Origin of the sequence: Lancefieldella parvula, from assembly GCF_963547875.1 — a bacterium.
In the GTDB taxonomy this organism is placed as follows: domain Bacteria; phylum Actinomycetota; class Coriobacteriia; order Coriobacteriales; family Atopobiaceae; genus Lancefieldella; species Lancefieldella parvula_D.
Map to the genome: position 1 here is coordinate 1 of NZ_CAUUSI010000017.1, position 23,002 is coordinate 23,002.

At 46.2% G+C, this 23,002-nt stretch carries 22 protein-coding genes; 20 read left to right on the plus strand and 2 right to left on the minus strand.

What is annotated here, in order from left to right; all coding sequences use genetic code 11:
* Positions 1-231 precede the first annotated feature (231 nt).
* From RWJ96_RS05925 to hflX, 15 genes are all read left to right on the plus strand, one after another.
* Positions 232-1,896 carry a ribonuclease J gene (locus RWJ96_RS05925; RefSeq protein ID WP_035431010.1) on the plus strand — a complete coding sequence of 555 codons (1,665 nt, stop codon included), beginning with the start codon at positions 232-234 and terminating at the stop codon, positions 1,894-1,896.
* A 5-nt stretch (positions 1,897-1,901) separates the two neighbouring features.
* The gene (locus tag RWJ96_RS05930; protein WP_314019449.1) at positions 1,902-4,394 is read left to right on the plus strand and encodes a DNA translocase FtsK; all 2,493 of its coding nucleotides are present in this window, start codon (positions 1,902-1,904) and stop codon (positions 4,392-4,394) included.
* Positions 4,395-4,396: 2 nt separating this feature from the next.
* On the plus strand, positions 4,397-5,902 hold the full coding sequence (locus tag RWJ96_RS05935; protein ID WP_314019450.1) for a RodZ domain-containing protein: 1,506 nt from the start codon (positions 4,397-4,399) through the stop codon (positions 5,900-5,902).
* A gap of 48 nt (positions 5,903-5,950) precedes the next feature.
* Positions 5,951-6,448 carry a YajQ family cyclic di-GMP-binding protein gene (locus tag RWJ96_RS05940; RefSeq protein WP_012808870.1) on the plus strand — a complete coding sequence of 166 codons (498 nt, stop codon included), beginning with the start codon at positions 5,951-5,953 and terminating at the stop codon, positions 6,446-6,448.
* The gene (gene rimO / locus RWJ96_RS05945; RefSeq protein ID WP_314019451.1) at positions 6,414-7,820 is read left to right on the plus strand and encodes a 30S ribosomal protein S12 methylthiotransferase RimO; all 1,407 of its coding nucleotides are present in this window, start codon (positions 6,414-6,416) and stop codon (positions 7,818-7,820) included. Before RWJ96_RS05940 ends, rimO begins: the two co-directional genes overlap by 35 nt.
* Positions 7,821-7,833: 13 nt before the next feature.
* Positions 7,834-8,439, plus strand: coding sequence for a CDP-diacylglycerol--glycerol-3-phosphate 3-phosphatidyltransferase (gene pgsA, locus RWJ96_RS05950; protein WP_314019453.1), 606 nt, complete (start codon positions 7,834-7,836; stop codon positions 8,437-8,439).
* A 93-nt stretch (positions 8,440-8,532) separates the two neighbouring features.
* A complete protein-coding gene (locus tag RWJ96_RS05955; RefSeq protein WP_314019454.1) occupies positions 8,533-9,030 on the plus strand; it encodes a CinA family protein in 498 nt (165 codons plus the stop codon).
* Positions 9,031-9,261: 231 nt separating this feature from the next.
* Positions 9,262-10,350 carry a recombinase RecA gene (recA, locus tag RWJ96_RS05960; RefSeq protein ID WP_314019455.1) on the plus strand — a complete coding sequence of 363 codons (1,089 nt, stop codon included), beginning with the start codon at positions 9,262-9,264 and terminating at the stop codon, positions 10,348-10,350.
* Positions 10,350-11,024 (plus strand): regulatory protein RecX, encoded by a 675-nt coding sequence (locus RWJ96_RS05965; protein WP_314019457.1) that lies wholly within the window; start codon positions 10,350-10,352, stop codon positions 11,022-11,024. The genes recA and RWJ96_RS05965 overlap by 1 nt, the downstream gene beginning before the upstream one ends.
* A gap of 283 nt (positions 11,025-11,307) precedes the next feature.
* Positions 11,308-12,861, plus strand: a complete 1,554-nt coding sequence (gene rny, locus RWJ96_RS05970; RefSeq protein WP_314019458.1) for a ribonuclease Y — start codon at positions 11,308-11,310, stop codon at positions 12,859-12,861.
* 3 nt (positions 12,862-12,864) lie between these two features.
* Positions 12,865-13,950 carry an ATP-binding protein gene (locus tag RWJ96_RS05975; protein ID WP_314019460.1) on the plus strand — a complete coding sequence of 362 codons (1,086 nt, stop codon included), beginning with the start codon at positions 12,865-12,867 and terminating at the stop codon, positions 13,948-13,950.
* 27 nt (positions 13,951-13,977) lie between these two features.
* On the plus strand, positions 13,978-14,301 hold the full coding sequence (locus RWJ96_RS05980; protein ID WP_314019462.1) for a stage V sporulation protein S: 324 nt from the start codon (positions 13,978-13,980) through the stop codon (positions 14,299-14,301).
* A gap of 2 nt (positions 14,302-14,303) precedes the next feature.
* Complete coding sequence (gene miaB / locus RWJ96_RS05985; protein ID WP_314019463.1) at positions 14,304-15,671, plus strand: tRNA (N6-isopentenyl adenosine(37)-C2)-methylthiotransferase MiaB; 1,368 nt, start codon at positions 14,304-14,306, stop codon at positions 15,669-15,671.
* On the plus strand, positions 15,668-16,606 hold the full coding sequence (gene miaA, locus RWJ96_RS05990) for a tRNA (adenosine(37)-N6)-dimethylallyltransferase MiaA (RefSeq protein WP_314019464.1): 939 nt from the start codon (positions 15,668-15,670) through the stop codon (positions 16,604-16,606). Before miaB ends, miaA begins: the two co-directional genes overlap by 4 nt.
* Before the next feature lie 47 nt (positions 16,607-16,653).
* Positions 16,654-17,967 carry a GTPase HflX gene (hflX, locus tag RWJ96_RS05995; protein ID WP_314019465.1) on the plus strand — a complete coding sequence of 438 codons (1,314 nt, stop codon included), beginning with the start codon at positions 16,654-16,656 and terminating at the stop codon, positions 17,965-17,967.
* Here hflX and RWJ96_RS06000 read toward each other — a convergent pair.
* Positions 17,938-18,702, minus strand: a complete 765-nt coding sequence (locus RWJ96_RS06000) for a heparan-alpha-glucosaminide N-acetyltransferase domain-containing protein (protein ID WP_314019466.1) — start codon at positions 18,700-18,702, stop codon at positions 17,938-17,940. The genes hflX and RWJ96_RS06000 overlap by 30 nt on opposite strands.
* 7 nt (positions 18,703-18,709) lie before the next feature.
* On the minus strand, positions 18,710-19,363 hold the full coding sequence (gene lexA / locus RWJ96_RS06005; protein WP_314019468.1) for a transcriptional repressor LexA: 654 nt from the start codon (positions 19,361-19,363) through the stop codon (positions 18,710-18,712).
* 185 nt (positions 19,364-19,548) lie between these two features.
* Here lexA and RWJ96_RS06010 point away from each other — a divergent pair, with 185 nt between their 5' ends.
* From RWJ96_RS06010 to RWJ96_RS06030, 5 genes are all read left to right on the plus strand, one after another.
* The gene (locus RWJ96_RS06010) at positions 19,549-19,995 is read left to right on the plus strand and encodes a LysM peptidoglycan-binding domain-containing protein (protein WP_314019470.1); all 447 of its coding nucleotides are present in this window, start codon (positions 19,549-19,551) and stop codon (positions 19,993-19,995) included.
* Positions 19,996-20,091: 96 nt separating this feature from the next.
* Complete coding sequence (nrdR, locus tag RWJ96_RS06015; RefSeq protein ID WP_012808854.1) at positions 20,092-20,538, plus strand: transcriptional regulator NrdR; 447 nt, start codon at positions 20,092-20,094, stop codon at positions 20,536-20,538.
* Complete coding sequence (gene dut, locus RWJ96_RS06020) at positions 20,538-20,987, plus strand: dUTP diphosphatase (RefSeq protein WP_035437265.1); 450 nt, start codon at positions 20,538-20,540, stop codon at positions 20,985-20,987. Before nrdR ends, dut begins: the two co-directional genes overlap by 1 nt.
* Before the next feature lie 70 nt (positions 20,988-21,057).
* Entirely contained in the window at positions 21,058-22,374 is a 1,317-nt protein-coding gene (locus RWJ96_RS06025; RefSeq protein ID WP_314019471.1) for an NCS2 family permease, read from the plus strand.
* 162 nt (positions 22,375-22,536) lie between these two features.
* On the plus strand, positions 22,537-23,002 hold a 466-nt coding region (locus tag RWJ96_RS06030; protein ID WP_314019473.1), incomplete at its 3' end, for an FAD-dependent oxidoreductase.

Consider the following 23,002-nt stretch of genomic DNA (forward strand, 5'->3'; position numbering starts at 1 on the left):
GTTTCTCGCCACGCGAGGTCTTATAAAACATGAGGTATTGAAGAGAGCTTCGATGCATGTCGGAGCTCTCTTGTTATTCTGTTGAGATTTTGATTCTTTGGGAATATATAGCGTAATACGTGCAGATTTTTTATATAATTAAACAACATGTAGATTTTGCAAAAAGTCTTAGAGACGGCCCTTTGGGTTGCGTCTGTCATAGAAAGTAGTTTTTGAAAGGATAGTTTTTTAATGCCTAAGAAAGACCCAGCTCTTAAAGTCATTCCTATGGGCGGACTTGATGGCATCGGCAAGAACATGACCGTTTTTGAATACGGTAATGATATGGTGCTTGTTGATGCTGGTTTAATGTTCCCAGATGACGAACAGCCTGGTATTGACCTAGTTTTGCCAGACTACACCTATGTACTTGAAAATGAAGATAAGCTCCGTGGCATTTTGATTACCCACGGTCACGAGGATCACATTGGTGCTCTTCCGTACCTGCTTATGGACCTTACTCGTAAGGTGCCAATCTATTCCAGTAAGCTCTCGCTTGGCTTTATTGAAGGCAAGCTTGCTGAGCACAAGATTGTGGGCACCAAGCTTCGTGAGGTTACTGATGGCTCAAAGGTCCAGCTTGGCGCCTTTGACATCACGTTCTTCTCGATGACTCACTCTATTCCTGCAGCTTTTGGTATTCATATGAAGACTCCTGCAGGAACCCTTATTCACTCCGGTGACTTTAAGCTTGATCAGACTCCAATTGATGGCGTGCGTCCAAATTATGCGGCTATCACCAAGTTTGGCTCCGAGGGCCTTGACCTGCTGTTGTCTGACTCAACTAACGCCAATCGCCCTGGTATGACCCCATCCGAGGCTTCTGTTGGTGCGGCGCTTCGTCACATCATCAAGAATGCAACTGGTCGCGTCTTTGTTGCGTCGTTCTCAAGCCACATTCACCGCCTGCAGCAGGTGTGCGATGCCTCTGTTGCGGTAAAGCGTAAGGTTGTTGTTACCGGTCGCTCTATGATTACCAACACAAAGGTTGCGCGTGAGCTTGGTTACCTCAACATTGCCGATAAAGACATCATTGATGCGTACGATGTTGATAAACTCGCAGATGATCGCATTGTTGTTCTGTGCACCGGTTCCCAGGGAGAGCCTCTGAGCGCTTTGGCGCGCATGGCAAACGGAGAGCACAAGTCGCTTTCCATTCGTCCTCAGGACACCGTAATCATCTCTGCAACTCCTGTTCCAGGTAACGAGAAGAGCGTTCAGTCCATCATTAACGCGCTCTCTAAAATTGGTTGCGAGATTTACGACAAGTCAAAGGCACTTGTCCACGTTTCTGGCCATGGTAGCCAGGAAGAGCTCAAGCTTATGCTTGGTATGGCTCGTCCAAAGAACTTCATGCCTGTTCACGGTGAGGCTGTTCACCTGCGTGCTCACGCAGAGCTTGCTCAGCAGATGGGCGTTCCTGCTAATCGTATTTTCATTCTTGATAACGGCGACACGCTTGAGATGAGAAACGGTAAGGTTACTCGTGGTAAGACTGTTGAGTCTGGCGTAGTGTACGTTGACGGCCTCTCTGTCACCGACGCTAACCCTGTTGTTCTTCGTGACCGTCAGCGCCTTTCTCAGGACGGCATTGTTACCGCTGTGGTAACCCTTGTTGGTCGCAACCTTAAGCCAGGTGTTGTTGAGATTTCTGGCCGTGGTGTTTCATTTGCCGACGATGACGAGCTTATGAATGACGCACAGAATCTTGTGAGAAATTCAATCGAGAAGGCCTCTAAGTCCGAAGGCGCAAACATTGAAGCAATGAGAAAGAGCGTTCGTAACGCCCTTTCTAACTTCCTTTGGAGCAAAACTCGTACTCGACCAATGGTTATTCCGGTCATTATGGAGGTATAAGCCCAATGCCCTCTAAACGCACCTCAAACGCAGCAAAAAGAAATTCTAGAAACGCCGCTTCTGCCCAGGCAGTAGGCTTGAGCCCACTGCAGAATGACATCATTGGTGTTGTTCTTGCAGTGGTTGCAATTGCTCTGTTTTTGTCCATTATTGTCCCTTCTAACGCTGTTATTACCAGCGCAATGGGTCATGGGCTCAAGCTCTGTTTTGGTACGGGAGCGCTACTTTTTCCCATTGCAGTATTTGTCTTTGCTATGACCTTCTTTATGCGTGATGATCAGGGAATCTCTACGCGTATTGCTATTGGTCTAACGCTGGACGTTCTTGCTGCCCTTGCTCTTATTTCACTTAACTTCCCAGGTGCTGAAGCTGCTCCTGACATGCTTTTGGGCACAAAAGTCCTAGAGGCTGCTGGTGGTTATGTGGGTGGAGGTATTGCTTGGGTTTTGCTGCGCTTTGTTGGCCGCGTGGTGGGCAATGTCCTTTTGGTTGGCTTTATTATTGCCGGTGTTGTTATCTGCGGCTTCTCCATTTCTGACATGGTTGAGCGCGTAAGCTTCCGCCTGGATGAAGCGCGCGAGAATCATCGCTACCGTAAAGAAGAGCGTGCTCTTGCAAAAGAAGAGGCGCTCTACGCTGCAAATGCTCCACAGCCTGCAAAGAAGCAGGGTAGACGTGGCGCAAACAACCAGTCTTCTCTCTTTGACGAGACCGGTGAAGGGGAGACCACGTATCTGGGAAATCGAAAGACTTCTGTTATTAAGCGTGACGCCCGTCTTTATGAGGAAGAAGAGGCGCAAGAGGACGCAGGAGATGCTCCTACTACGCTCATTGATAAGGCTAAGAATAAGCTGCGCTCTAAGAAGAAAGACCAGCCAGATGATGCAGTTGTCGAGAAAAACGATGTTGCTGTAGCTGATGTTGCTCCTACAACAAAACAGGCTAAACCTAAGAGCAAGGCTAAAACGACGCCCGATTTTCTCGCCACACCTGACCAGCTCAAGAGGCCAGGTGACGACGATGAGTCGTATGAGCTGCCACCATTTAGCATTCTGAAGACAAACAAGAACTCGGCCACTTCTGCCGTAAGCGATGACGAGCTTGAAGCTACTGCTCAGAGACTCCAGGCTACGCTTGAGGAGTTTGGCCTTTCCAGCCAGGTGGTTGGTTGGACTGCAGGTCCTTCTGTTACTACATTTAAGATTTCGATGGGCGAGGGAGAGCGCGTCAACAAGATCACCAATCTTGAGGACGATATTGCGCTTTCACTTGCGGCAAAGTCTGTTCGTATTTTTGCACCAATTCCTGGAACTTCTCTAGTTGGTATTGAGATTCCTAACGAGAAAGCCCAGGCAGTCAACTTGGCTGACGTTCTTCCATTTGCAAAGGGCGGTCCTCTTGAGTGTGCCTTTGGTCGCGATTCTGAGGGCAAGCCAATTGTTGTTGACCTTGCAAGTCTTCCTCACTTGCTGGTAGCAGGTACCACTGGTTCTGGTAAGTCTGTCCTGCTCAACGCCATTGTCATGTCTATGCTCATGCGCGCAACTCCTGAGCAGGTCCGCCTGATTATGGTTGACCCAAAGCGCGTTGAGTTTACGGGTTACGCTGGCCTTCCTCACCTGTATGTTCCAGTTGTTACTGAGCCAAGGCAGGCCGCAAGTGCGCTTCAGTGGGGCGTCACCGAGATGGAGCGTCGCCTTAAGGTGTTTGAGCACTACAAAGTGCGTGACATTAAGACGTACAACAGAAATGTTGATGGCGATAAGTACGCTGATATGGAGAATCCTCCAAAGCACATGCCTTACTTTGTCATTGTCATCGACGAGCTTGCTGACCTTATGATGGTTGCTGGCAAAGACGTTGAGTCTTCCATTGTTCGTATTGCTCAGCTTGGTCGTGCTGCAGGTATTCACCTGATTGTTGCAACGCAGCGTCCTTCTGCAGACGTCGTAACTGGTCTAATCCGTGCAAACATCGATAACCGTGTTGCGCTCTCAGTTGATAACTCTTTGAACTCCCGCATTATTCTGGACCAAAAGGGCGCTGAGCAGCTGCTGGGTAAGGGTGACATGCTGGTTAAACTTCGTGGTAAGAAGCCTAATCGCGCACAGGGTTGCTGGGTCTCTGACGAGGAAATCGAGGAGACCGTTAAGTACATCCGCACTCAGCGCGTGGCCGAATATCACGACAACATCTTGACCGTTGCAACTCCAACACAGGCCGATGGCGTTGGGGGAGTTGGCGGTATGGCGCAGGCAGATGACCCACTTATTTGGGAAGCTGCACGCATTATTGTGGATTCTCAGCTAGGTTCTACATCTAGTTTGCAAAGAGCACTCTCTGTTGGGTATGCTCGTGCTGGTAGAATTATGGATATGCTTGAGGCAAAAGGTGTTGTTGGCCCAGCTAACGGATCAAAGCCTCGAGAAGTTCTTATCGATAAAGATGCTCTTGAAGAACTCAAAGTTCAAGACGCTGCCTATAGGGAGGTAGAGTAAGCATGCCACGCCCTCGTTTTAGTGAGATGCTCGTAGAACGTAGACGTCAGCTCGGGCTTTCTATCACTCAAGCATCAAAGATTCTTCGCCTCAAGGAGCAGGCACTTATTGCTTTTGAGGAAGGCGATTTTAAGAATATGCCTCAGAGCGGTTATGCTCAGGGCATGCTCTCTTCGTATGCTCGCTACCTGGGACTCAATCCGCGTGAGATTGTAGACCTCTTCCAGGAAGAGAGTTACGAGTTTGAAAACGGCACCTATTCTCATGAGTTGCGTCGTCGTACGCGCGATACTCAGTCTGGTCGTGGCATTGCTGGCTATGACGTCGTGAACGAGTCTGGTAGCAGGCCAAAGGCGTACGTACAGTACCACGGTCTTCTCCCCACGTCGGGAGGACCAGCTGGTGATATGGGTGCCTTTGCAACTACGTCTGGTGTTCGCTCCAGACAAACCGGTGTGCCTCTGGGTGTTCAGGCATCTGAGGAGGATGCTGGTGGCTACTCGTATTCTCGCTATGCCACAGGTCATGCGTACAATGCCGGTATTGAAGAAGCTTCTCGTCAGAAGACTATGGCAAGCCGCACCCGTGGTGGCGTTCAGCGCAAGCGTGTGGGTATTGCAGGCGTTAGCATTCCAGCTTACAAAGACGATGTAACCAGAAGAACTGTTGCTCCAAGCGATTACACCGATGACCTTCGTTATGACAATGTAACCGCACCTTACGAGCGCGCATCAACCATTTCTGGTCGTCGTGGATCAAGAAATATCGCGCAGGTAGATAGGCCTAATGTTCGCCGTCGCCAGCCATCTGGCGCTGCTGCTCAACAACGTCGTGCTCCTCAAAGACCAGGCGTTATGGGAGCGCTTCAGAATTATTTCTCTGATACGGGCCGCACCATTGCTACCGTATTTGCTCTTGTTGTTGTGATTATTACTGCCGTTTTGCTGTTCAGTGTTCGTTCCTGCATGACAGCTCGCACTACGCCTACTACAACTAAGACGGTAAGCGTTAATAACTCAACAACTGATTCTTCTAAGAATTCCACTACCACAAATAGCAACACGGACACCTCTAAGAAGGATTCTACTGATACTTCTAAGAGCACCACTACAACTGAGCCAAAGAAGGAAGAGACTCCTAAGCAGACTACCGTAGTGGTTACTGTTGCAGATGGTCAGACCAGCTGGGTTGAGATTACGGTTGACGGCAAGAGTGTTGAGGCTGACGCTATTACCGGCCCATGGTCTCAGACGTACACCGTCACTGACTCCATGACTGTTCTTGCAGGTACTCCTGGTGCTGTTGCGGTAACCGTTAATGGTACTGCTAAACCATTTGACGCAAATGCTTCTGGTATTGGCACCTTGACCATTCAGGGTACTAAGCCTGCTGATGCTAACGGTACAAACGCTTCAGGAACTCAAACAAACAGCACGTCAACAAGTACAACTAGCGGAACTACTGGTACAACTAACAACCAGAATTCCAACAGCAATTCAAATAACTAAACGCCATAGGGCGAGAAGTTCTTCTCGCCCAGGTACTATGGAGGGGAAATGGCTAAAGAATCAAGCTTTGACGTTGTGTCTGAAGTAGACATGATGGAAGTTGATAATGCATTTCAGCAGGCAGCTCGTGAGCTTACCCAGCGCTACGATCTAAAAGATTCTGGTGCAACACTTGAGCTCTCTAAGAAAGAGGGCAAGTTTACTATTGAAGCTCCTGCAGATTTTGTTGCATCTCAGGTTAGGGATGTTCTTGGCTCCAAGCTGGTAAAGCGTGGAATTGATCTGACTGCTATTCGTTGGGGAGACCCCATTCCAGCAGCAGGTTCTACCGTGCGTCAGATTGGCTCCATTGTTTCTGGTATTGACCAGGAGACCGCCAAGAAGATTGCTAAAGATATTCGTGATATGAAAGTTAAGGCTAAGGCAACCGTTGAGGGCGATAAGCTGCGTGTTTCTAGCGCTTCTCGCGATGTTCTTCAGTCTGTGATTGCAAGCCTTAAGGAGAAAGACTATGGCCAGCCCCTCCAGTTCAACAACTATCGATAGGGGCTATAACGTCCTATACATCACGTTAGGATGCGCTAAAAACGAGGTTGATACAGACCGCATGCGTGCGCGTCTTTTGGCCTCTGGTTTTGGTGAAGTTGCAGATCCAGAGTCAGCAGATGTTGCAATTATCAATACCTGCTCGTTCTTGGCTTCTGCAACAGAAGAGTCTATTGAGACTACCCTTGAGATTGCCGAGGGCGCTTCTGAGGGAGTGCGTAAGCTGCCCATTATTATGTGTGGCTGCGTGCCTTCTCGATATGGCGCAGAACTTAATGAGCAGCTTCCTGAGGTTGCTGCTTTTGTTCCCGCAGATCAAGAGGACGGCATTGTGAGCGTTGTTGCGGACGTCCTGAATATTCCTGAACCAACGCAGTCTATTGTTGCTGCTCACGGCATGCTGCGCACCATTGATGGCGCCAGTGCATTTGTCAAGATTTCTGAGGGCTGTGACAGATTCTGCGCTTTCTGCGCTATTCCGTATATTCGTGGCCACTATCACTCAAGACCTGCTGAAGAGATTCTTCAAGAGGTTCATGAGCTGATGGAGGGCGGTGTTCGTGAGGTCATTTTGATTGGCCAGGACACCGGTATCTGGGGCTCTGATATGCCTGACACAGATGACGGCCAGACTCCAACGCTTGCTAAGCTTATGCAGCAGGTTGCTGAGGTAGTCCGTCCTTATAAGGGCTGGATTCGCGTTTTGTATCTGCAGCCAGAAGGTATGACTGATGAGCTCATCAGCACTATTCGCGATACACCTGAGGTTCTGCCTTACATTGATATTCCAATTCAGCACTGCAACGAGCGCATTCTTAAGCGCATGGGTCGTTCTGGCTCTACACAGGAGCTTCGTGAGCTTTTTGATCGCCTCAGAACTGAGATTCCTGGCATGGTTCTTCGAACTACGGGAATGTGTGGCTTCCCAGGCGAGACAGATGATGAATCAGATGAGCTCTACGACTTTATTCAGGAGCAAGAGTTTGATTACACTTCCGTCTTTACCTATTCGCCAGAAGAGGGAACTCTGGGCGCAAAGATGTCTGATCAGGTTCCAGACGAGGTAAAAATTGAGCGCACTCAGCGCCTGCTTGACCTTGTTGAACAGCTCGGTTTTGCAGCCACCGCTCGTCACGTTGGCGAGCGCTGCGAGGTCATTATTGACGGAATTGAAGAATCTGACGAGGGCACTGAGCTTATCGGCCACACGTGGTTCCAGGCTCCAGACTGTGATGGCGCTGTTCACATTGCAGAGGGAGAGGCCGCAGTCGGAGATATTGTCCTTTGTGACCTGGTAGATTCATTCTGCTATGAAATGATTGGCGAGATCGTAGACACTACAGACACACAGTCTGGCGAGAAAACCGTTTAGTTGGGGATAGGTCATGTCATCAAAGACAATTTGGACACCTGCAAATATTGTTACCTGTGCTCGTGTGGCCTTAGTGCCCTTTTGGCTTCTCTTGGCGCAGCTTCTAGGTGTATCTCTGGCAGATTCTCTGACAACACCTGGTTTTAAACTTGGAGCTTTTCTTGTTTTTATCGGCTATGTTGTCATTTCTTTGACCGATAAGCTTGATGGTTACCTTGCCCGTAGTAGAAATGAAGTTACTACCTTTGGCAAGTTCTTAGATCCAATTGCCGATAAACTTGCTGTTGTTGTAGCTCTTTTTGTACTTCTAGAGTGGCATATGGTTTCTCCTTGGGTGCTCTTAGTGATTGTTGCACGTGAGTTTTTGGTGTCGGGCCTGAGAATGGTTGTTGCATCAAAGGGTGTTGTTATTGCCGCATCTGACTTGGGCAAATGGAAGACTGCAACAACTATGGTTGCTATCTGTGGCTTGCTTTTCTTGCCGAGCATCCCCGGAGGAATGATTCAGGACGTTTTGCTCTTTATCTTTAACGTATCTATGTGGGTTGCAGTAGTTCTTACAGCCTGGTCAGGAATTGACTACTTTGTAAAGTCTTGGCAATACATTGCTGAAGTTTAACAAGATGGCGTCTCTCTGAGGCGCCATACGTATATACGATAGGTATGTTTTCATACCAAACGTTTGCATGCGGACCGAAAAGTTGTGATTCATATGTTTTCATCTGAAGTTCTTTCAGAAGCTCAACAGGTTGTTTCAGAGGCTCTTGAGGCTGGTCTTACCGTTGCATCTGCTGAGTCTTGTACGGGAGGACTTGTTGCAGGTGCTCTTACTGCCATTTCTGGATCGTCGAGCGTGCTTAAAGGCTCTGTTGTGAGCTACACCATTGAGATTAAGCAGAAGGTATTGGGTGTCTCAAAGGATATTTTTGAAGAGCCGTCCCTTGGCGCTGTTTCTGAACCCTGTGCTGCTCAGATGGCTTCGGGTGTTAGAGAAGTTATTGGCTCAGACATTGCGGTTTCCGTCACAGGAATAGCTGGTCCAACAGGAGAAGAGCCTGGTAAACCAGTTGGAACGGTTTGGTTTGGTATTACCAGTAATAACTTTACCCATACGGTCTGTAAACATTTTTCTGGTAATAGAGAACAGGTGCGAGAAGCTGCAGTTTTACAAGCTTTGCAATTGATTCATGAAGCAATTGTGAAGGCTTAAAATTTGATTTTAATAGGGAAGTCCAAAACAAATCAGTTTCGGACTTCTTTTTTATGCGACTTTGCAGGACTTATACAGACAAATTGATAATTCAGAAGAAATTTGCTGCTCAAAAGCGGAAAAAGAGAGGTAAGAATTCAGACAAAATCCCTCTATAGAGTATATGTTTGACGTTGACATAGAACGTCTGTTCTTATAATATTCTAGTAACAAAAAGAGCAAGGAGTTCCCATGGCTAAAAAGTCCGTTTCAAAAGAGATTAAGGCTCGTACTACTGGTGATGAGAGAGATGAGGTTATCTCTTCAACTACCGCAGAAATCGAGAAAAAATTTGGCGCAGGCGCAATTATGCGTTTAGGCGAGGGTGGTCCTGCCTTTGATATTCAGGCTATTCCAACTGGCTCACTTGCTCTTGATGCCGCACTGGGTATTGGTGGTGTTCCTCGCGGTCGTATTGTAGAGATTTATGGTCCAGAGTCTTCTGGTAAGACAACTCTTTCCCTAGAAATTCTTGCAGAAGCTCAGGCATTGGGTGGCGTTGTAGCATTTATTGACGCAGAGCACGCACTGGACCCAGGCTATGCGGCTCGTATTGGTGTTGATATTGATGACGTTCTTATCTCTCAGCCAGATACTGGTGAGCAGGCTCTAGAGATCTGTGACATGCTTGTTCGCTCAGGCGCTATTGATGTTGTGGTTGTAGACTCCGTTGCTGCTCTTGTTCCTCGTGCAGAGATTGAGGGAGAAATCGGCGATTCTAGCGTTGGTCTTCAGGCTCGTCTTATGAGTCAGGCTCTCCGTAAATTAGCAGGCTCTCTTTCTAAATCTAATACGCTCTGTATTTTCATTAACCAACTTAGAGAGAAGATTGGCGTTATGTTTGGTAGCCCAGAGACCACTTCTGGTGGTAGGGCTCTTAAGTTCTTCTCCACTGTACGCATGGATATTCGCCGCGTTGACAGCATTAAGGTTAATGGAGAAAACGTTGGTAACCGTGTTCGCGTTAAGGTTGTAAAGAACAAGGTTGCTCCACCTTTTAAGGTTGCTGAGTTTGACATTATGTACGGTCAGGGCATCTCTAAAGAAGGCTCCATTCTTGATATGGCTGTTGACTTTGAGATTGTTAACAAGTCTGGTGCTTGGTTCACTTATGAGGGTGAGCGTCTTGGCCAGGGTAGAGAAGCTGCTAAAGCTTTCCTTACGGCTAATCCAGACCTTATGGAAGAGATTGATCACAAAGTACGAGTTGCTTGTGGTCTTGTATTTGATGAAGATTCCGAAGTTGGTACTCCAGTTGCAACGGAAGATTCTGCTGAATAATGTCAGAGATTTCTTGGACAATTGAGCTTCCACAAAAGAAACAAGCAGTTCTTGGTCAAGCAAAGCCCAAGGCAAAGATTATTTTAGAAACTGAAGTTGGAGGAACAGAGGAATTCTTTGTTCCTCCAACAGTAGCTCGAGCTCTTTTGAGTAAAGAGAAAGACGGTGTTTTTACCCCTTCTTCTCGAAATGAATTTTTGTATGAGGTTAAAGAGATTTCAACTCAGTGTATTAAAGCTCGCATTGAGGCGTTGATTGTAAAAAGGGACTACTCTACAGCTGAGCTCCAAAAAAAGCTCATGCTTGATGGCTATCAGAAGAATGTAAGAGACCCTGCAGTGCAGAGGGCTGTTGAAGTTGGTTTGATTAATGACAGTCGTTTTGCAGACGTCTATATACGTTCTAAAATTTCGCAAGGCTGGGGTCCTCTTAAAATTAAAACTGAAATTTCTAAAAAAGGAATTGAAGTTGAGACACTCCCTGGATGGCCTGACGCTTATTTTTCTGACGTGGATGAATTTGAAGTTGCGTATTCTTTGGCCCAGAGAAAACACCTATCGGGAAAAAATGATTATGAGAAGCTTGTCAGGTTTCTCGCCACAAAGGGATATTCATTTTCTATAGCGTCATCTGTTGCTAAAAAGATTTTGGATGAAAACGCCACATCTGAATGATTATATTTGCTTAGCTTATAAGTCTGTTGTATTGGTGTACTTTACTTTTCCTACCTGCTATTTATTGACAAAAGTTACAATGCTCTATACGATAAATATGCCGTGAATAGGCTCATTTCCGCTGGGCAACCAGCGTCACGTATACAGTAGGTATCTCATACATTTGATCTATCTCTGAATGTGGCATGACCAGCCAATGAATCCTGCTCATGGCGGGTTCTTTAGATACTGTTGTATCTAAAGTCTCCTGAACACTTTTGTAATCGCCATTTGAGGAGTAGGTATGGAATTAGCAGCAGTAGGCATTGTTTGCCTTCTTGTGGGAGTAGGCCTTGCATACGGCGTACTCTCTAACATTAGTAATTCAAAGATTAAAACTGCAGAACAGCAGTTAAAAGATGCTCAGACTAATGCAGATCGTATTGCTTCTGAAGCAGCTCGCCAGGCAGAAACAGTTAAAAAAGAAGCTGTTCTTGAGGCTAAAGAAGAAGTTCTGCAGCTTAAGCAGGCAGCAGAGGCAGATGAGAAAAAACGTAAAAGTGAGCTTCGTAGCATGGAGAATCGTATTCTTCAGCGTGAAGAGTCCCTTGATCACCGTACTGATGCACTAGAGAAGCGTGAGCATCAGCTCTCCAGCCTTCAGGGCCAGCTTGATCGTCGTAAAAACGATTTGGATTCTCTTGTTTCTCAGCAGTCTCAAGAGCTTGAGCGCATTGCAGCTCTTACAAAAGATGAGGCTCATGATGAGCTTCTATCTCGTGTTCGTTCTGAAAGTGTTCGCGATGAGGCTATGATTCTTCGTGAGTCTGAGCAGCGCGTTCGTGCACAAGCAGATAAAACTGCACGTGAGATTATTTCTACCGCTATTCAGCGTGTCGCTGCAGATCAGGCTTCTGAGATTACAGTAACTTCCGTCCATATCCCATCTGATGATCTTAAGGGTAGGATTATTGGACGTGAGGGTAGAAACATTCGTACCTTCGAGCAGGTATCTGGTGTTTCTCTTGTTATTGATGACACTCCAGAGACTGTAGTTCTCTCAAGTTTTGATCCAGTCCGCCGTGAGACCGCTCGTGTTGCACTTGAGAACCTCATTGCAGACGGTCGTATTCATCCAGCACGTATTGAGGAGCTCTACAAGAAGGCTGAGGCTCTTGTTAACGAGCGTGTTCTTGAGGCTGGCGAACAGGCTGCATTTGATTGTGGTATTCACGATCTTCATCCAGAGATCGTAAAGACTCTTGGTAAGCTTCGCTACCGTACTTCTTACGGTCAGAACGTTCTTGCTCACTCTGTTCAGGTTGCAGTACTTTGCGGCATTATGGCTGAAGAGCTTGGCCTTGAGCCTGCTCCAGCTAAGCGCGCTGGTCTGCTTCATGACCTTGGTAAGGCAATTGACCACGAGGTTGAGGGTCCACACGCTGTAATTGGTGCAGATCTTGCTCGTCGTCATGGTGAGCGCCCAGAGATTGTTCACGCCATTGAGGCCCACCATGCAGACATTGAGCCAAACACTGTTCTTGACATGCTTGTTATGGCTGCAGACGCTATTTCTGCTGCACGTCCTGGTGCTCGTCGTGAGTCTGCTGAGAACTACATCAAGCGCCTTGAGAAGCTTGAGGCTATCTCCAACGCACACGAGGGCGTTGAGCGTACGTATGCGATGCAGGCTGGCCGTGAGCTTCACGTAATGGTTGAGCCTCAGATGATTAGCGATTCCGAGGCAACTGTTCTTGCTCACGATATTGCTAAGCAAATTGAGGACGAGATGGAATACCCAGGACAGGTTCGCGTTGTTGTTATTCGCGAGTCTCGTGCTGTAGACGTTGCTAAGTAATTTATGGCAGCCACCTCTACTGACTTAACAGGTTTTGTCGCCTCCATGGGAGGTGAGCGCGCACTCCGTGTCGAGGAATCCCTCGGCGCGGGGTACGTTCGTTTACGCGTTGCAGAAGCAGAGCGTAGACAGGCAAAGCATGATATTCGTTCGGTAGAAGATATTGTTATCGAGCTCTTGCGTAATTCTCGCGATGCTGGTGCTCGTCACATTTATGTTGCAACGTCAAAAGAAGGTGCGCTCAGAACTATCACCATACTTGATGATGGTCAGGGTATTCCAAAAGACATGCAGGAGAAAATCTTTGAAGCTCGTGTAACTTCAAAGCTTGAGAGCATGCATATGGACCGTTGGGGAATTCATGGCCGAGGCATGGCTCTTTACTCCATCAAAGAAAATTGTGAATCAGCCCAGGTTGTGGCTTCTGCTCCGGGACTTGGTTCTGTTATTCAGATTGTGGTAGACACTACTAAAATTTCCGAGCGAGTAGATCAGTCTACTTGGCCAACTTGTGGTTTGAATGAGGACGGACTCAAGACAACCGTCAAAGGCCCCCATAACATTATTCGTACCTGCTGTGACTTTGCGCTTGAGGTTAAAGGCTCGTGTGAGGTAATGCTGGGCTCTGCTGCAGAGATTGCAGCTACTGCTCGTCGCAGAATTGCCCAGACGCTTGATATCGCTGACCTGCTATTTGTTGAAGGCTTTGAAAACGTGCCTGTTCTCGAGCGCTTCAGGGCCGCTGCGGATGCAACAGAGCTATCTGAAGTCTGTAAGTCTCTTGGTCTTTCAATGTCAGATAGAACTGCTCATAGAATTATTGTTGAGCAGATTAAGCCTTTGCGTAGTGTGTATGCACAGGTCAGCCACACTGTTGAACCTGAAGGGGTTTCTCGCGAAATTGATCTGATGAAAGACCACCGAGGTCTCAAGATGAGTAAGGCTGATATCAGCAGCTTTTCTCGAAAAATGGAGCAGAGTTTTGCTGAGTTGTCCGAGAAATACTACGTTTCTTTGACGACTGAGCCTCGTGTTCGTGTAAGTAAAAACAAGATTGTTGTGACTTTTGATATTGAGTCGCAAGAGTAGAACAAACGCACAATAATTGGAGCACTCATGGGTTTGCTTAAAGTTTCAAGTAAGTCTTCACCAGCTTCTGTAGCAGGAGCTATTGCAGGACTGGTTAAAGATAACGAGCCTGTTATGCTCCAGTGCATTGGTGCGGGTGCTGTCAACCAGGGCATCAAGGCTGTTGCCATTGCCCGCGGATTCTTGATTCCGTGTGGTCTGGACATTACCTGCGCTCCAACGTTTTCTGATATTGAAATTGCAGGGGAGAGTAGAACTGCAATAAAAATTGCCATTTATGTCCACACATTGTCTGCTCCTGATGCGCAGACGCCAGCTGTTAGTCCCACTGAGTATGACGAGGTACTTTAAGCATGATTGAAAATTCCGAGCTCGTAGGAAAAACGTATCACATCAAAACTTTTGGCTGCCAAATGAACTTGCACGACACAGAGCGTGTCTCTGGTCTGCTTGAGGCTTGTGGCTGCAATGAGGTTTCAGATACTGATGACGCGGATATTGTCATCTTCATGACCTGTAGCGTTCGCGAGAATGCCGATCAGCGTCTTTATGGTCAGGCTTCTGCGATGGTGAGCGCCCCAACGCCTCCATCAGGCAAGCGTATTGTTGCTATTGGTGGCTGTATTGCACAGCGTGATGGCGAGAAGCTCCGTGAAAAGGTTCCGGCCGTTGACGTTGTGTTTGGTACCAGCGCTCTTGCAAGCTTGCCAGCACTTCTCACCAGCGCATTTAGGGGCGAGAATGACCGTGTTGCTGTAGACACTTCTGAGGAGGGCAAGGGCTTCTCCACAGACCTGCCAAGTAACCGCGCTCAGCAGTATCACGCTTGGGTGCCTATCATGACCGGTTGCAACAACTTCTGCACGTATTGCATTGTTCCTTACGTTCGTGGTCGCGAGCGTAGTCGCACTTTTGAGGCTGTTATTGGTGAGTGCGAGCGCCTTGTCGCAGATGGTGTTCGTGAGATTACTCTGCTTGGTCAAAACGTTAACTCGTATGGTCGCGACCTTTACGGCAAGCCTCGTTTTGCAGAGCTTTTGCGTGCTGTGGGTCAGACGGGCGTTGAGCGAATCCGCTTCACCTCATCAAATCCAAAAGATCTTACTGATGAGACTATTGCGGCCATGAAAGAAACGCCAGCTGTCATGCCTCATCTTCATCTTGCGGTTCAAAGTGGATCTACGCGTGTTCTCAAAAAGATGAACCGCAGCTATACACGAGAAGAGTACTTAGACGTGGTTTCTCGCCTACGCGCAGCTATTCCAGGACTGGCGCTTTCAACTGACATTATCGTTGGCTTCCCTGGAGAGACTGAGGAAGACTTTGAGGATACGCTTTCTTTGGTCAAAGAAGCTGGGTATTCTTCCGCATATACCTTCATTTACTCTAAGCGTCCAGGCACTCCTGCGGCAAAATACGAAGATAACACGCCTCACGAGGTCATCCAGGAGCGCTTTGATAGGCTTGCAGAGCTTGTGGCTCAGCAGGCGCATGACGCTAACCAGGTAGATTTGAATACTACGCAGGCAGTTCTTGTTGAGGGAACTTCCAAGCGTGACAATACCGTTATGGTGGGACATAGCGAGAAGAACCAAACAGTTCACTTCAATCTGCCAGAAGGTTACTCGCCAGAAGAACTTATCGGCAAAATTGTTGATGTTCATATTGATGAGGCTCGCACCTGGTATCTGCGCGGAACCATGGAGTCTGATCCTCGATGAGCTCTCGTGGCTCGGTTATTTGCATTGTAGGCCCCACGGCTTCAGGCAAAAGCTCCTTGTCTGAGTTGGTAGCCAAGAAGCTTGAGACCTCTGTCATTTCTGTTGATGCAATGCAGGTCTACCGAGGCATGGATATTGGTACCGCTAAAACTCCAGTTGAAGAGCGAGAAGTTCCTCTTCTCATGGTAGATTGTGCCAACATTTCAGAAGAATATTCTGTCCAGATGTTTCAGGCGGCAGCTCGTGAAGAAGCTCATAAGCTTATTAAAGCTGGTAAAATACCTGTATTCTGTGGCGGAACCGGTCTTTATCTTGATTCGATTATCGACCAGATGGAGTTTCCCTCAGGGTCAATCGAGTCTCCTGTACGTAGTCGTTATGAAAAGCTTGCTCAAGAGCTTGGTGCTGAGGGTCTGCACGAATTTCTGACCACAAAAGATGCAGCAAGTGCAGAGCTTATCCATCCAAATAACGTACGACGCGTTGTAAGGGCTTTAGAGCTCTTGGAAGAGGGCAAGTCGTATGCTACTCATCATGAGGGTCTAAAGGCTCACACACCGTACTTTGACGCCCAGATATGGGGTCTTACGATGGATCGTCAGCGTCTTTATGAGCGAATAAACCTCCGAGTTGACCTTATGTTTGAGCAAGGACTAGTTGAAGAGGTTCAAACGCTTATTGAGTCTGGTCTCTCTGAAAATTGCACGGCTGGGCAGGCAATTGGCTACAAAGAGTTCTTTGCATACTTTGCTGGAAAGCAATCGCTTGAGCAAACGTGTGAGCTTATTAAGCAGCATACCAGGCAGTATGCAAAGCGACAGATTTCTTGGCTTAAACGAGACGGTCGAGTCAGGTGGCTTGATATGGATCAACTCACGCCTGAAGATGCGCTCGAGCTGATTTTTGCGCAGCATGCTGACGTACAATGCCAGTAGGACACATCAAAAACTAACGTATTTACCTTGTCTTAGATGGGGAGTCTATGGGTCGTTTTGTTCCATTTTCAACTGCTCCTAAAGTTGAACGAGCAATTCTTGTAGGCGTTGATTGCGGTAAAAGCGATTGGTCGCTTGAAGAATCAATGGACGAGCTTGAGCGTCTGACGCAAACTGACGGCGCTGAAGTCTTTATGCGTCTTACACAAAAACTTGATGCGCCCGTTCCTAAGACGTTTATTGGTAAAGGTAAAACCGAAGAGCTTGTTTCCCTGGTGAGAAACACCAATACTGATGTTGTCATCTTTGATGATGAGCTCACACCTTCTCAGCAATCCAATCTAGAAAAATTACTCGGCGAGCCGGTTAAAGTCATTGACCGCACAGCGCTCATTCTTGATATTTTTGGCATTCACGCACGCACCAAAGAAGGACGACTGCAGGTACAGCTTGCACAGCTTCAGTACGTACTTCCAAGGCTTCGTGGCATGTGGAGTCACTTGGTAGGCGAGCAAACTCGTGGCGGCATTGGTAGCCGATTTGGCCAGGGCGAAAGTCAGCTTGAGGTTGACCGTCGTCTTATTAGAAAGCGCATTTCAACCTTAAAAAATGAACTTAAGCAGCTCAGCCAAAGGCGAGAAGTTCAGTCAAAGTCCAGGTGGAATTCTGGAACGTTTAGCGTCTCTCTTGTTGGTTATACCAATGCTGGTAAGTCAACACTTCTGAATCAACTCACAGGCGCGGATGTATATGCAAAAGATGAACTCTTTGCAACTCTTGATCCAACTACCAGAGCACTTTCTCTTGATGAGGGCAGAAAGATTGTTCTTACGGATACTGTTGGATTTATTCAAAAGCTCCCAACTAATCTGATTGAGTCTTTTAAATCTACCTTAGTAGAGGCTCAAGAAGCAGATCTTCTTCTGTTGGTTGCAGATGCAACTGATAAGAATCTTTCTAAAGAAATAGCAGTTGTTCGTAGTATTTTAAAAGACATCGAGGCTGATAAAAGCAATCAGATTCTTGTTTTAAACAAGGTAGACCTACTTGATGACCAAGAGCTTCAAATGCTCAGAGCACTCTATCCAGATGCTGTATTTATTTCTGCTCAGGAAGGTATGGGCATTAACGGCCTTCTCCACAAGATTCAAGAAATAGCTAGCGCCGGCGACAAGGTGGTTAGTGCACTAATTCCGTTCAACAAAGGCGCTCTTGTTAAGTCTGTTCATGAGAGATGCCAGCTTTTGCACGAACAATATGTTGCTGAAGGTCTTTTACTCTCAGTAAAAGCCGATACGTATATGCAGGCACTTTTAGAGCCGTACGTGGTGTCAGAAGACGATATTCTGACTGACGAATAAGGCAATAAGTAGCAAAATTGGTTGATGTAAAAGGTAAATGAGAAGTGATTGTCTTCCCATCTCTGTTATGAGGGGAAGAGAGAACCTTTTCATCCAGTTGGGATATCCAGCTTCTTTAAACTGTCTGTTAAAAGCAGCACCACTTAAATACAAGAACAAATAGGGGAGTAACGGGTAGTAATCTCCTGATGAAAAAGATGGAGAAGGAAATCCAGCCCAGGCTAAATATGGTGTTTGGTATAACTCTTTAGGTAACGAGAAAACCATGTTGCCCATACCAATATGTCCTGTAGAAATTGGAATGCAAACAACAAAAATTAAAAGCAAAAGAATTGCTGCTGCATATCCTTTTAGTGGAACAGCGAAACGTGAAATAAGAGCTTCTACCAGGGTACATGAGGCCATACAAAAGAAGATTCCAAACGTAATGGGAGTATCAACTTTTGCAAAGGTAGTCGCTGCAAATATTGCTAATGCTACAAGGCCATATACTCCTGCACGCTTAAAAGAATCTTTAGAGAAGGTACACATACAACCAGCAATAAAAATAAAAGGATATGAGATTGATGGTATCCAGATTTGCATAAGCAGAGGTGTAAACCACGTAAGCTTAACGTGCGAAATAAAGAACAAATCATAGGTAAAGTGAAACAGTATCATTGATACCACTGAGATTCCTCGAATAGTATCAAAGAAAGTTACTCTACCTTTGGATTGTTCTAATTCCACACCCATACTGTGACTATGAAATTGATCTAATAAGTGCAGTAACCCTACCTAAAATGACAGGATTTTGTACGTAGATTGGCTCCATAAAGTCATTTTCTGGTTGAAGACGAATGCGATCGTTTTCTCTGTAGAACGTTTTAACTGTTGCAGAATCATCAATAAGAGCAACAACAATTTCTCCATCATGGGCATCTTGCTGCTCTTTTACAACAATATAATCGCCATCAAAAATACCAGCGTTAATCATTGATTCTCCACGTACGCGAAGAATGAAAGAGCTTGAATCTCCAACAATGCTTGTTGGAAGAGATAGAGATTCCTCAACGTTTTGCTCAGCAAGAATAGGTGTGCCTGCAGCAACACGTCCTACAAGAGGAAGACTAATGACATTATTAGCTACATCTTGCGTTACTGGAGCGAGCTTTGCTGCGTCAGAAGTGCTAGAAGCCTGGGGAACAATCTTCATAGTACGAGGCTTCTTTGGGTCTCTATCAATAAGGCCAAACTGCTCCAGGACCTTTAGATGCATATGGACAGTTGAAGGAGATGCAAGATTAACAGCAGCACCAATCTCTCTTACTGAAGGGGGATAGCCGTGTTGATCTGTGTAAGAACAGATGTATTCATAAATTGCTGCCTGACGCTTGCTGAGTTTGCCCTTTGGCATATGAGCCTCCTTTTTCTTTTTAGTAATAATACACGTGTTCTAAAAATTAATCAAACGAATGTTCTATTTTTTCTTGACACGAACAAATGTACTACATATTATTAGTACAAACGTTCGGACATGACTTTTTGTCCGGTGTATTAGATATAACTAGTTCCGTAAAAACTATTACGGAAGGAAATGATATGAGGCGTATGTATCAGTCAAAGATGTATCAGGTTAACGGCACTTCAGCACTTGCTTCTTATAAGCCTGCATTCAAGGTTATTGAAGGCGGCGCAAAGAAGGGTTCCGTTGCACCTCAGCTTGAGGAAGTCTCTTACGTAAAGACGCTGACTAACAAAGAGGCTTTTATTGCAGGTCTTATTGTTACCGCATCATTTATTCTGATGTTTGCGATTTCTTTCCTTCGTACAACTGCTCTTAATTCATTTGCAACATCTGTAATGGATAGCGCTTCACAAACAATTACCGTTCAGAGCAATGATACGTTGTGGTCAATTGCAGAGAGCAACCCAATTGAGGGCGTCTCTACAGAGCAGCAAGTAAGTTGGATTAGAGAAAGAAATAATCTCGATTCTTCTCTTTTAAGAGCTGGACAAACCTTAGAGATTCCTTCTGTATCTAAATAGTAAATATTTATGTAAATTTCTCTCAGAATTCTGTGTTGATAGCAGTCAATACCTCGTAAAATGGTATCTTCCTTTTATACGAAAAAAGGGGATTCCATGCGTTGTCCAAAATGCGGTCACGAAGAGTCAAAGGTTATTGATTCTCGCTCATCTGAGAATAACGATGCCATTAGAAGGCGTCGCGAGTGCATGTCCTGTAAGTTTCGTTTTACAACCTATGAGCGCTTAGAAGAGATTCCTATCACCGTTGTTAAGAAAGACGGTCACAAGGAGCCTTTTGATAGACAGAAGCTTATGAGAGGTCTTGTTGCTGCAACAGTAAAGAGAGATATCTCTGTTGCTTCTCTTGATCATTTTATTGATGGAATTGAGTCTCAGATTAGAGACAAAGGTCAATACGAGATTAAATCTGAAGATCTTGGAAGCATTGTGCTTAAAAACCTGGTTATGCTTGATAAAGTTGCATACATTAGGTTTGCTTCTGTCTATAGAGACTTCAAAGATGTTGATGAATTTAGCGCAGAATTAAGGAGCCTGAATTAATGAGCAATTTTGACATCCAGCTACCTATTAAACGCCTTGATCCTACTGTTGAGCTACCTTCGTACGCCTATACAGGAGACGCTGGATTAGATCTTAGAAGTGCTGAAGATGTTGATCTTGCTCCTTTTGAGCGCAAACTTATTTCCACTGGTTTAGCTATTGCAATCCCTGATGGATACGCAGGATTTGTTCAGCCTAGAAGCGGTCTTGCCCTTAAAAAGGGCCTTTCTATGGCAAATACTCCAGGCCTTATTGATGCTCATTATCGCGGTGAGCTTAAGGTTTGTGCCATTAACCTTGATAGCAAAGAAACTATTCATATTGAGCGCGGTGAGCGTATTGCGCAGCTTGTGATTCAACAGGTCCCTGTTGTACAGCTTGTTGAAGTTGATGAGCTTGATCAGACTGATCGCGGTACAGGCGGTTTTGGTTCAAGCGGCGTTCAATAATTTTTTATTTTGGTGATAAGCGCTTCAGCGCTTGCATAAAGGAAAAGCCTCTTTAGGAAGGAAGAGCTTAATGGAGAAGTTCTTTAAGGTAGCTGAGCGTGGCAGTAATCCCGCTCAAGAGTTTAGGGCTGGAATTACTACATTCCTCGCAATGGCATACATTATTGCAGTAAACCCAGCTCTTCTTGCTGCTGCAGGAGTTCCAGTTTCGGCAGCTATTACTGCTACCTGTCTTGGTGGCGGCATCATGACCATTTTGATGGGTCTGTTCTCTAACCGTCCACTTGCTTGCGCATCTGGTATGGGTGTAAACGCTGTTGTAGCCTTCTCTCTTACTCCAATTACTGGTGGAGATTGGCACGCATCAATGGCAGTTATCTTCATTGAAGGAATTGCTATTCTTCTTTTAGTTCTCTGCGGCCTTCGTGAAGCAATTATGGATGCAATTCCTGTAAACCTACGCCACGCAATCTCTGTTGGCCTAGGTCTTTTTATTGCCATGATTGGTCTCAAGAACAGCGGAATTATCGTTGCTAATGAATCCACCCTTGTTGCTCTTGGCGATATTTTCTCTCCAACCTTTATCGTTGGTGTAATTTCCATTGTTGCAACAGTTGTTCTTTACTCTGCTCGTGTTAAGGGCTCCCTGCTTATCGGCATCATCCTTGCCGTACTTGCTGGTATTCCACTTGGTGTTACCGCAAGCCCTACAGGCATTGTTTCTGGTCTTGATTTCTCCACCTTTGGTGCACCATTCTTGACCGATGGTGCTGGTGTTATGGGTATTGTTAAGGCTCTGACAACGCCAGTTCTTCTCGTCTTTGCATTCTCTTTGATGATGTCTGACTTCTTTGACACCATGGGTTCTGCTATGGCTATTGCTAAGCAGGGCGACTTCCTCACTGAGGATGGCAACGTTAAGGACATCAAGCAGATCCTCATTGTTGACTCTGCTGCTGCAGCTGCAGGTGGTTTCTTTGGTGCTTCTTCCATTACCACATTCATCGAGTCCGCATCCGGCGCTGCTGACGGCGGTCGTACTGGTCTTTCTTCTATTTTCACCGGTCTGCTCTTTATTGCAGCAGCATTCATTGCACCTCTCATTTCTATCGTCAGCTCTGCAGCAACTTGTGGTGCACTGGTTCTTGTTGGCTTCCTGATGATGTCTGAGGTTACCGAGATTGATTGGAACGATCTTCTTGAGGGCTTCCCAGCATTCATGGTTATCGCTGGTATTCCAATGACTTACTCAATCTCTGACGGCATTGGCTTTGGCTTCATCTTCTATGTTGTTGTTGCTCTTGTTACTGGTAACGTTAAGAAGGTTAAGCCTCTGATGTGGGTTGCAACTCTTGCGTTTGTTGCTTACTTCATCATTGCTAATTAGTTTTTAGTATTAGGGAAGCGCGTTCAAGATGGGGGTCTTGACGCGCTTCTTTTTTATTTGTGAATAGATTGTGTGCAATCTAATTTTTAGGGATAACTGATAATGATTGTCATCAGTAGGGTATAACAAAGCCAGTTACGATTTATACGATTGGAGCCAATCATGGCAGACGTTATTACTAAAGACCTTGTTATTGTTGGCGGTGGTCCGGCAGGACTTTCAGCAGCAATTTATGCAAAGCGCGCTCTTCTCGATACTGTTGTTTTAGAGAAACAGGCGGTAGGTGGCCAGGTCATCACCACTACTGAGGTTGAGAATTACCCTGGTATGCCAAACACTGATGGCTTCACTATTACCGATACTCTTCAGAAGCAGGCTACAGACCTTGGCGCAGAGATTGTCATGGCCAATGTCCTTTCTATTGTTAAGGATCCAGAGACTAACCTCTTCGTGTTGGAGACTTCTGAGGGAACCTATCACGCAAAGGCCGTCATTGTTTCTGGCGGCGCTAACCCTCGTCATGCTGGCTTTACCAACGAAGAGAAATTCACTGGCAAGGGTGTTTCTTATTGCGCTACCTGCGATGGAATGTTCTATCGCGGTAAGCAGGTATTTGTTATCGGCGGCG